8 protein-coding genes are annotated in these 10,557 nt (G+C 35.1%); 2 read left to right on the top strand and 6 right to left on the bottom strand.

Annotated features, from left to right (window positions below; translation table 11 throughout):
• Positions 1 to 1,042: 1,042 nt before the first annotated feature.
• From ACRBBL_RS27190 to ACRBBL_RS27165, 6 genes are all read right to left on the bottom strand, one after another.
• Positions 1,043 to 4,081: a T9SS type A sorting domain-containing protein gene (locus tag ACRBBL_RS27190; protein WP_431372260.1), complete on the bottom strand. Its 3,039-nt coding sequence runs from the start codon at positions 4,079 to 4,081 to the stop codon at positions 1,043 to 1,045.
• A gap of 536 nt (positions 4,082 to 4,617) precedes the next feature.
• Positions 4,618 to 5,493: a lipoyl synthase gene (gene lipA / locus ACRBBL_RS27185; RefSeq protein WP_431372259.1), complete on the bottom strand. Its 876-nt coding sequence runs from the start codon at positions 5,491 to 5,493 to the stop codon at positions 4,618 to 4,620.
• Between the two features lie 234 nt (positions 5,494 to 5,727).
• Entirely contained in the window at positions 5,728 to 6,945 is a 1,218-nt protein-coding gene (locus ACRBBL_RS27180; protein WP_431372258.1) for an Nramp family divalent metal transporter, read from the bottom strand.
• Positions 6,942 to 7,499 carry an RNA polymerase sigma factor gene (locus tag ACRBBL_RS27175; protein WP_431372257.1) on the bottom strand — a complete coding sequence of 186 codons (558 nt, stop codon included), beginning with the start codon at positions 7,497 to 7,499 and terminating at the stop codon, positions 6,942 to 6,944. Before ACRBBL_RS27175 ends, ACRBBL_RS27180 begins: the two co-directional genes overlap by 4 nt.
• Entirely contained in the window at positions 7,490 to 8,590 is a 1,101-nt protein-coding gene (locus ACRBBL_RS27170) for a glycosyltransferase (protein ID WP_431372256.1), read from the bottom strand. Before ACRBBL_RS27170 ends, ACRBBL_RS27175 begins: the two co-directional genes overlap by 10 nt.
• Positions 8,591 to 8,613: 23 nt before the next feature.
• Entirely contained in the window at positions 8,614 to 8,817 is a 204-nt protein-coding gene (locus tag ACRBBL_RS27165) for a membrane or secreted protein (RefSeq protein ID WP_431372255.1), read from the bottom strand.
• 350 nt (positions 8,818 to 9,167) lie between these two features.
• On the opposite strand from ACRBBL_RS27165, the gene aqpZ reads away from it, so the two are divergent.
• On the top strand, positions 9,168 to 9,836 hold the full coding sequence (gene aqpZ, locus ACRBBL_RS27160) for an aquaporin Z (protein ID WP_431372254.1): 669 nt from the start codon (positions 9,168 to 9,170) through the stop codon (positions 9,834 to 9,836).
• A gap of 105 nt (positions 9,837 to 9,941) precedes the next feature.
• Positions 9,942 to 10,463, top strand: coding sequence for a DUF4136 domain-containing protein (locus ACRBBL_RS27155; protein WP_431372253.1), 522 nt, complete (start codon positions 9,942 to 9,944; stop codon positions 10,461 to 10,463).
• Positions 10,464 to 10,557: the final 94 nt, after the last annotated feature.

Raw genomic sequence — 10,557 nt, 5'->3', positions numbered from 1 at the left:
TTTCAATTTTGGTAATTTGATTTCCAGATAAATTCAATCCAATAACTTCTTGTTTGTCATTTAAAAGATATTTATTTGAATTAGTCCAACTCATAATATTACCTTCATTCTTAGTTTCTGTCAACGTAATCCCATACACTTTCTCTAACTCTAAAATCTCTTGTGGTTTGCTCATACTTGTTTTTTGTATTCTAATATTTCTGTACGAATACAAGATACAAATTTGTAGGAAGTATACTAGTCTTGCTTAGACGAACTTAGATTTTTAGACTCGCGTTGCTTTTAGACTCGTTCCCGCAAAGGCGGGAATCTTTTAGACCGCTTCCGCTGTTAGATATTAGATCGCTTCGCTATTAGATTTTGGATATATTTGATACGTCTTTGCGAGAAGCATAGCAACGTAGCAATCTGTTTCTTTAGTAATAGCATTTTCTTTGTTTTGATTTTAAGATGCTATAAGCAAGTTAGAATATTCTTTAACAAACAAATTGAGCACTTTCAAATCCTCTATCAAAAAGTTCGACTTTAGAAACTTTGTCTTTTGAGTTCTTAGACTTCTTTGAAACCACAATCGTCACTTCGAGTGGTTTTTCGAAATGAAATGAAGAAAAACTGTATCGAGAAGTACTCAGAAACTATCTATGTCATGGCACTTCTCGCTAGTTCTGCTGAACTTGTTGAAGTGCATTTTTTATTTTGCTACGCAACGAAAAAAACACTCAAAATGCCGTTCGGTACATATGACAAAAAGAGTAAGCATACACAAAGCCATTGAACCTTTCAATAAATTATAGATTCCTGCCGTAGTTTATCTTGAGCGAGAATCGAAAGGCAGGAAATCGAAGATTCGACAAAGTCAATGAAAAAAATAGAAAAATAGATGAAATGCTGAATCGAGTTTAGCATGACGCAGAGCGTCAAAAAAAGGCTAGAAGCGAAGTGCAACTAGCCTAATTTATAATTCTTTACAAAGCTCTTTTAACAGATATACCAGACTTAGGCGCTTTAAGAAGTTGATAGTTTGTACCTAAGTAAATCTGTTTTATGACTTTATAAATTTAAAAACGTTTTCTACATCTTTTAATTTTAAAAAATAAACACCAGATTGTAATTTCTCTATATTAATAGGTTGATTATTTGTAATCTTACCTTGAACGATCTTACTTCCTTGAATATCATAAATTACATAATCTTTAGTCTCTTTAAGTCCAGTAATAGCTAATATGCTATGAGAAGGGTTGGGATAAAGACTCAGTTTTTCAATGATAGTATTGGTGTCAACTCCTAAAGTTGCATCAACATTCAAGAAAGCTAGGTTACTTTGAACACTGCATAATGATGAACTAAACACCTCTACAAGGTATTGACTACCATCGTCTGCCAATTGTACATTATTTAACGTAAGTGTTGCGTTGGTTTCGCCTGCTAATGGTGTAAAAGGGCTGATAATAGATAAACTACCACCAAAAATTATATCACCTGAAGCTATATAAATAGTGCCGTTGGATTCGTATACTCCTCGACAGAAATCACTCCCTAATCCATCAGCTGTCGTTCTAGTGGTAAAAGTAATTCCCCCATCTATAGAAATCGATAAACCAGCTCCAGGTGTAGCCACATAAATAACACCGTTGGATTCGTATACATCAAAACAAATATTACTCCCTAATCCATCTGTTGTGGTCTTATTGGTAAAGGTATTACCTGCATCTGTAGAGATTGATAAACCGCCTCCAAATGTAGCTACATAAATAGTGCCGTTAGATTCATATACGCCTTTACAATCATTAGCTCCTAATCCATCTGTTGTGGTCTTATTCATAAAATTATTTCCTGCATCTGTAGAGATCGATAAACCTCCATTTGTAGCCACATAAATAGTGCCGTTGGATTCGTATATTCCATTACAAACATTATTCCCTAATCCATCAGTTGTGGTTTTATTGGTAAAGGTATTCCCTCCATTATCAGAAATCGATAAACCTGCAACTGTAGCCACATAAATAGCACCGTTGGATTCATATACTCCATTACAAATATTATTTCCTAATCCATCAGTTGTGGTTTTATTGGTAAACGTACTTCCTCCATCTGTAGAGATCGATAAACCTCCATTTGTAGCCACATAAATAGTGCCGTTGGATTCGTATACTCCATTACAAACATTATTCCCTAATCCATCTGTTGTGGTTTTATTGGTAAACGTACTTCCTCTATCTGTAGAGATCGATAAACCACCATTTGTAGCCACATAAATAATACCGTTGAACTCATAAACATCATAACAAATAGTACTCCCTAATCCATCTGTTGTAGTTTTATTGGTAATAAGCTCTCCTGGTTCGTACCACTGATACATAACATTGGTACCTGAAGCTACAACATTAAAACTAGCATCACTTCCTTCAATAACACTTACATTTTGAGGCGGAGTCATGATGGCTATATCGCAAGGATCAACTGTTAATGTAACTAGGTTACTTTGCACGTTACATGTTGATGCATTAAACACCTCTACAAAGTATTGACTGCCATCGTTTGTCAATTGTACATTATTTAGCGTAAGTGTTGCGTTGGTTTCGCCAGCTATTGGTACAAAAGAGCTGATAATAGATAAACCTCCATTTGTAGCCACATAAGTAGTAGCGTTGGATTCGTATACACCATTACAAACATTATTCCCTAATCCATCTGCTGTGGTTTTGTTGGTAAAAGTAGCTCCTCCATCTGTAGAGATCGATATACCTCCATCTGTAGCGACATAAATAGTACCGTTGGACTCGTATACATCTCGACAGAAATTATTTCCTAATCCATCAGCGATGGTTTTATTGGTAAAGGTATTTCCTGCATCTGTAGAGATGGATAAACCTCCACTTGTAGCCGCATAAATAGTGCCATTGGATTCGTATATTGCTAGGCAACCATTATTCCCTAATCCATCAGCGATGGTTTTATTGGTAAAGGTATTTCCTGCATCAGTAGAGATTGACAAACCTCCACTTGTAGCCACATAAATAATACTATTGGATTCGTATACATCTCGACAGAAATTATCTCCTAATCCATCTGTTGTGGTTTTAGTAGTAAACGTATTTCCTGCATTTGTAGAGATCGATAAACCTCCACCACTTGTAGCCACATAAATAATACCGTTGGATTCGTATACCCCTACACAGTTATTATTCCCTAATCCATCTGTTGTGGTTTTATTGGTAAAGGTATTTCCTGCATCTGTAGAGATCGATAAACCTCCAGATGTAGCTACATAAATAGTGCCGTTGGATTCGTATATATCTGAACAGATATTACTCCCTAATCCATTAGCTGTGGTTTTATTGGTAAATGTAGTTCCTCCATCAGTAGATATTGATAAACCTCCAAATGTACCTGCATAAATAGTGCTGTTGGATTCGTATACTCCTCTACAAACATTATTCCCTAATCCATCAGTAGTAGTTTTATTAGTAATAAGCTCTCCTTCTCCGTACCACTGATACATACTATTGGTGTCAGAAGCTGTAACATTAAAACTAGCATCACTGCCTTCAATAACACTTACATCTTGAGGTTGTGTATTGATGGTTATATCGCAATTAATTAATTGCACATCTGCAATTTGAAGAATGGATGACGAGCTACAAGTTCCTGTGAAATTTAATCTATAATGTGTATACGAATTTGTATTTTGGAAAGAAAATGTTCTTGAAGAAAGACGTGTTGAAATACATGGAATTACGCCTGTAGTGATACTTGTAAAGTTGGTGCCGTCATTAGAACCAAAAATTTCATAATTTGTCGGATCTCTTTCTGGAGCATCATTAGCAGTCACAAATTCCATACTCGTGACTCTACTTGCAACACCTAACATATCGACTTGAAAACCGATGCCATCATTGGCATTAAAATCTAAATATTTTGTATTCGAATTTTGGTCAATTACATTTTGTGCTCCTTCTCCGCTAGGAGAATTTACACTCCCAAAAGTAGTGGCAGTGTGTATAGAACTATCAAAAATGCCTTGCGCATAATTGGTAGTTGTTACTGTAATAAAAATGAGTGAAAGTAATAGTTTTTGCATATTCAGGATATTTTAGATAGGTAGGATTGGGGTTCATAAATGAATAAATCTAAACAAAGATATATAACATGATACCTCATAACTTTTAAATGTTCTGAATAGGCAATTTGGTGTTCTGAAAGGTAAATAAATTAAAATTTAGAATTGTTGCATAGTAGGTATTGTATATCCTAAAGTAGATTTATGATGCACGATTTTAGGAATATCATTGCGAACATTATTGAGATCAAAATATATTTCTTGGAAAGCATAAACGTCACTTCGAGTGATTCGCCCATGTGAATTGTATCGAGAAGTACTTGGAAACGCACATTTCCCGAAACGTCTTTGCGAGCGTTTTACATTGAGTTGTAGCGAAATGAAAAACGTGTGGCAATCTGTTTCAAAGAAAACTCGGAGAATACTTAGCAACAGACTGCCACGTCGCAAGCTCCTCGCAGTGACGTATCAAAAACAAATTCGTGCATTTGTGAAAAAACATAAAAAAAGAAAAAGGCTAGAAGCGAAAGCAACTAGCCAAAATTTAAAATTCAAAATTACTCAATATGTTTATGCGCTTTATAAGAAGATCGTACCAACGCGCCACTTTCTACATGACGGAAACCTAATTCCAAACCAATCTCACGATATTTATCAAACTGATCTGGCGTAATGAATTGTTGTACAGGTAAATGCTTTTTACTTGGTTGTAAATACTGTCCGATGGTAACTACATCTACATTTGCTTCACTCAAATCGTGTAGTGTCTGAATCACTTCATCTTCTTTTTCGCCTAAACCAAGCATAATTCCTGATTTCGTTCTATTGATTCCTTGATCTTTTAAGTATTTCAATACACCCAAACTACGATCATATTTTGCTTGAATTCGTACTTCACGTGTCAAACGACGAACCGTTTCCATATTATGCGAAACTACTTCTGGAGAAACTTCGACAATACGATCTAAATGACGTTCAATTCCTTGAAAATCTGGAATCAATGTTTCCAAAGTTGTAGTAGGATTCATTCGGCGTACAGCTTTCACTGTTTCTGCCCAAATAATACTTCCCATATCTTTCAAATCATCACGATCAACCGAAGTCAAAACAGCGTGCTTAATTTGCATAATTTTAATAGAGCGCGCTACTTTTTCAGGTTCATCCCAAGCAACCGTTTCTGGTCGTCCTGTTTTTACACCACAAAATCCGCAAGAGCGTGTACATACATTTCCTAAAATCATAAAAGTAGCTGTTCCTTCTCCCCAGCATTCGCCCATATTTGGACAACTTCCAGACGTACAAATCGTATTCAATTTGTACTTGTCAACCAATCCACGAAGTTCTGTGTATTTCTTTCCTGTCGGAAGCTTTACACGAAGCCATTTCGGTTTTCCTTTTGGAGGCAATACACTTGCTTTTGTTTCTATACCCATAGCAACTTTTCTATTCATTGAAAATATGAAACGCAAAGATACAAAGAATCTCTTTTATTTTTATGTAGTTGTTCGTTGTTTGTTCTTCGTTGTGGATTTGTTTAAACTGAACTTGTCGAAGTACCAATTTGAAATCATGAATTTAAAATGTAAAACGCTAAATGTAAAATAAAAAAGGTTTTTACCTAACACCTAACACCTAACACCTAACACCTAACAATCAACAACTGACAACTAAACCGTCGTCAAATACCAAATCGAGAATCCTGTCAAAAAGATAATTCCCAACCAACTTAAAATGCGCAATCCAAGCTTCGGTTGCCATTCTTTAGGAGTGTGTTTACTTGTGATAAGAATATAATTTGAAATCGCATAAAAAGGAGCTGTGATAAATGACAGCGCCGTAGCAACATAAATTAAAGTACTCATGTTAGCTAAAAACTGTGTGAGAATAAGTACGGTTCCTGCAACAAGAATCAACATCCAAAATATATAACTGTGCTTAATGTATTTTCCAAATAACAACTGACTCGTTTTTGCCATGGCTCTTGGAGAAGCGTCTAAAGTTGTCAAAGTTGTACTAAACATGGTTGTAAACGCCGCAATAGCAATGATAATATACGCGCCACTTCCTAAGTTTTTAGTATATAAATCGATCAATTGTGAAGCAAATGCGCCTCCTTTTGAAGAAAATTCAATTCCTGAAGCAAACATTACATACGCGCCCAATGCCATAAAACAAACACCAAGTATGATGGTTACAATGTATCCAAAGTTAAAATCAAACAAAGCTGTTTTTGGTGTGAAACCTTCTGTTTCTTGACGCTTTTCAATAGCCCAAAGTGAATGCCAAATAGAAATATCTAGCGGAGCTGGCATCCATCCCATAAAAACAATCAATAATGTAATTCCGCCAATTTCTGCTGGGAAAATTTGTCCTGCTGTCAAGGCTTCATTTCCGTTAGATAAGGCAAAAGTAACTGCTACAACGGTACTTATTGTCAATGTAATGATGATGACTTTCATTAATTTATCCAAAAAGGAATACCGTCCCATTGCCAAAATTCCTAAGCAAATTAAGGTAATAATTGTGCTCCAAATTTCCATAGATAATTCAACTCCAAATAACTGTGAAGCCAAACCAGCTGTGACAATCGTAACTGCGGTTTGTATGGTAAACATCGTAGCAAATGACAAAATAAAATAGGCAACCAATAATCCTTTGCTTAATTTTTTATAACCATCTAACAAACTTTCACCTGTGGCAGCCGCATATCGTGGACCAAATTGAAAAAATGGATATTTGAATAAATTTACTAGTAATAATGCCCAAAGCAATCCGAAACCGAATTCGGCACCAACTTTCGTTGAATTTACTAAATGAGAAACGCCGATGGCAGCGCCTGCGAATAATAATCCTGGACCTAGTTTTTTTATAAAAGAAGTACTCATTGTTTTTGAATAATTTCTGCAAGTAACTTTTTTGCGCGCAATAACTTCACCTTCACATTATTCATTGGTTCTTGTAGTTGTTCTGAAATTTCTTTGTAACTCAACTCTTGAAAATAGCGCAAGTTGATGATTTCTTGGTAATGCGGTTTTAGCTTTTTAATATCGCGTAATAGATTCGCTAAATTTTGTTCTGTAATGATTTTATCTTCTGGAGTTGGACCATCATCCACAATTTGATACACTTCTTCTTCTTGTTCTGGCGTAGTTTCAATCAATGTTTTTTTCTTGCGAAGAAAGTCAATATGAACATTTTTAGAAATCGTAATCAGCCATGTTTTAAACTTATATTTTTCGTCGAATGTATTTATTTTATCAAAAGCTTTTGAGAAGGTTTGAATGGTAATATCTTCCGCATCGTTCTCATTTTGAACACGTTTTAATTGAAAACCATACACATCGTTCCAAAAGGAATTCAGTAGAAAATTGAAAGCTACTTGATTGCCCAATTTAGCCTTTTGTATGTATGCTTTCAGAATCGTTTCTGCTATTTCCAATGCGTTGGTTTTGAAATCTTGTTCGCTATAAAGATACCAAAATGTATGATAACTAAAAAGAGCTCTAAAATTGGGAGTAGATATAAGGTGTCTTGTTCTTTGAGTTTACTTGCCGAAAATCCGATGATAAAATATTGAATGAGCAGGCGAATTCCTATAATTCCCAAAGCAGGAATCCAAAGTGAAGTGCACACTAAAAAGATAGCGAGCGCCCAAAATAAAACTTGCGTACTGTAAAAAGCACCTAATAAGAATTTGTGAATAAACTTGTAATGTGATGAAGTACTAACGTGCCTTCTTTTTTGACGAAACCAAGACGTAAATGTTGTTTTTGGTTGCGAAATGGTAAAACTGTTTTTAGAAAAACAAATTGCGGTGTTTTTGCTAGTCGCTGCATCTTTGATGAACAAATCGTCATCGCCAGAACGTATTTTGATATGATTTACAAAACCGTTGACTTTATAGAATTCGTTTCTGTGATAGGCTAAATTCCGACCAACTGCCGTGTAAGGAATTCCTAGTTTTGCATAACTGAACGCTTGTACGGCTGCCATTAAGGTTTCAAACCGAATCAAAAGATTTAAGAATGAATATTTTTTTTTCGCATACGCGCCATATCCAATAATAATTGTTTTTGTGCTTGAAAAATGCTGCGTAATTTCTGCCAACCAACTTCTAGAAGCTGGAACACAATCTGCATCTGTAAACACTAAATAATTGTTGGTTGCTGCTTTAATTCCGAGTGTGAGTGCGTATTTTTTATTTCCCCAAAATGCTTCATTGTTTTCTACATTGACAAGTTTGATATTGTCGTTTTCTTTTTGAAAATCTTCTATTACATCCTGAGTTTCATCTGAAGAAGCATCATTAATGAGTACAATCTCATAATTTTTATAGGCTTGTTGTAAAAGTTCGGGAATTAGGATTTTGAGATTTTCCGCTTCGTTTTTTGAACATACAATGATGGAAACAGGAACATCAATAGGCTTACTTCGTTTCGTTTTGTCAAAAGCAAACAGTCCAAAAAATAAAAAGTAAATTACTTGAATAGCTGCAACGGCTATAAAAGCGTACAAAAGGATTAGAGTCATAAAATAGGAGAGAAGCTAACTATTTATTGATGTTGTGGCTCTGAACAATTTTCAAATTGATCTGGAGTTTTTCCACAAAATCCACAAGCATCTCCATCTTTGTTTAACATTGGGTTTTGACTTGCGCAAGTTCCTGCAAACTTTCCGTCTTTCTTTGCCCAAATTTTAATTGCAATTCCTGCAACACCTAATAATAGTAAACCAATTGTTAATAATGCAAGTTTCATCTGTTATATTCTATTTTATTAATTCTGTCAGATGGTGTTCGCCAATAAAAATCTTGCTTCAAAGCAGAAGATCGTTATGACTCGTTTCATCTCTTTGTTTTTTATTTTGAATTTTTTTAGACTCAAATAAATGTCCTGCAAAGATACGGTTTTTTGTAAGATTGATAAATGCGAATATTCAAATTAAATATTAACAATTCTGCAAAAATAAAATAAGAGCCTGCAAGTGATAAATAAAGGAAAACACATTTATTAGAGTTTTTTTAAATATATAGTTGTTAGTAAGTTAAGATGGTTGGTGTAGCTTTTTTCTATATCTTGATGATACTAATCAATAAAACATATAAATTATGAAGAAGTATTTTGCAGAGATTTTTGGAACATTCTGGCTTGTGTTTGGAGGTTGTGGAAGCGCAATTTTAGCAGGAGGAGGAATTGGTCTTGTAGGGATTTCACTAGCTTTTGGTCTTACTGTATTGACAATGGCGTATGCTGTTGGGCATATTTCAGGAGGACATTTTAATCCGGCAGTTTCTATAGGTCTTTGGGCTGGAGGAAAATTTTCTGGAAAAGATTTGCCGGGTTACATCGTTTCTCAACTTGTGGGTGCTATTTTGGCAGCTGGAGCATTGTATTTTATTGTTACAGGTTCCGATAAGGAAATTGGAGGTTTTGCAGCAAATGGATATGATAGTTTGTCGCCAGGTGGATTTTCTATGATGTCTGCTTTTATTGCTGAATTTTTACTCACAGCATTTTTCTTGCTAGTCATTCTTGGAAGCACCAATAAACGAGCACCAAAAGGATTTGCGCCAATGGCTATCGGTTTGTGTTTAACACTGATTCACTTAATAAGTATTCCAATTACAAATACTTCGGTAAATCCAGCACGTTCTTCAAGTCAAGCATTATTTGCAGGTGGAGATTATTTACCACAAACTTGGCTATTTTGGGTTGCACCAATCTTAGGAGCAATTGTAGCAGGGTTTATTCACAAAGCATTATTTGATAAAGAATAGACAAAGCATAACATAACGTTAAAAGTCCTGTTTTTCCCATGAAACAGGATTTTTTATGGAATAATTATTGCTATCTTGTAGTGAATTTGATGAAAAAGAAACGCTATGAAATATTTCGGAATTGCTTGTGTAGTATTATTAATTGTATCGTGTACTGCCCCAAAAGCAATATATGATTATGAAAGAAGTACCGACTTTGCCAAGTATACAACATACAATTTCTTCCCAGAGATAGAGACAGGTTTGAATGAATTGAATGATAAACGTTTGTTTCGTTTGACAGATTCTATTATGCAATCGCGCGGTTTTAAGCGAACAGCTACACCCGATTTTTACATTAATATAGAAACAGCTGCTTTTGAACCCGATCGAAATGGTGGCGTTGGAGTAGGAGTTGGCGGCGGCGGACGCAGTGTTGGTGGTGGAGTAACTATTGGATTGCCAATTGGAAGCTCCAAACGAAACCAAGAAGTAGTAATCGATTTTGTAGATGTGCGAGAAGATAAGTTGTTTTGGCAGGCTATTGTAGAAGGATATTTTAAAGAAGAAGCAACACCAGAAGAATGCAAAGCCTATTTTAAAGCTGTTTTATTGAAAGCTTTTGAGAAATATCCACCTAAGAAATAGTGACTTCGACTCCGCTCAGTCTGTTTTTTCTTGTTACAAGACATAAGTATTGAGTAGTTAGTTTTTTTACTTTCTAACACCTAACACCTAACAC

The organism is Kordia sp., assembly GCF_050633145.1.
Classification (GTDB): domain Bacteria; phylum Bacteroidota; class Bacteroidia; order Flavobacteriales; family Flavobacteriaceae; genus Kordia.
This window is presented reverse-complemented; position numbering and strand designations above follow the sequence as displayed.

Bases quoted from the DNA above. Each gene is read 5' to 3' on its own strand.
- ACRBBL_RS27190 (WP_431372260.1), bottom strand. From the start codon at position 4,081: ATGCAAAAACTATTACTTTCACTCATTTTTATTACAGTAACAACTACC.
- lipA (WP_431372259.1), bottom strand. From the start codon at position 5,493: ATGGGTATAGAAACAAAAGCAAGTGTATTGCCTCCAAAAGGAAAACCG.
- ACRBBL_RS27180 (WP_431372258.1), bottom strand. From the start codon at position 6,945: ATGAGTACTTCTTTTATAAAAAAACTAGGTCCAGGATTATTATTCGCA.
- ACRBBL_RS27170 (WP_431372256.1), bottom strand. From the start codon at position 8,590: ATGACTCTAATCCTTTTGTACGCTTTTATAGCCGTTGCAGCTATTCAA.
- ACRBBL_RS27165 (WP_431372255.1), bottom strand. From the start codon at position 8,817: ATGAAACTTGCATTATTAACAATTGGTTTACTATTATTAGGTGTTGCA.
- aqpZ (WP_431372254.1), top strand. From the start codon at position 9,168: ATGAAGAAGTATTTTGCAGAGATTTTTGGAACATTCTGGCTTGTGTTT.
- ACRBBL_RS27155 (WP_431372253.1), top strand. From the start codon at position 9,942: ATGAAATATTTCGGAATTGCTTGTGTAGTATTATTAATTGTATCGTGT.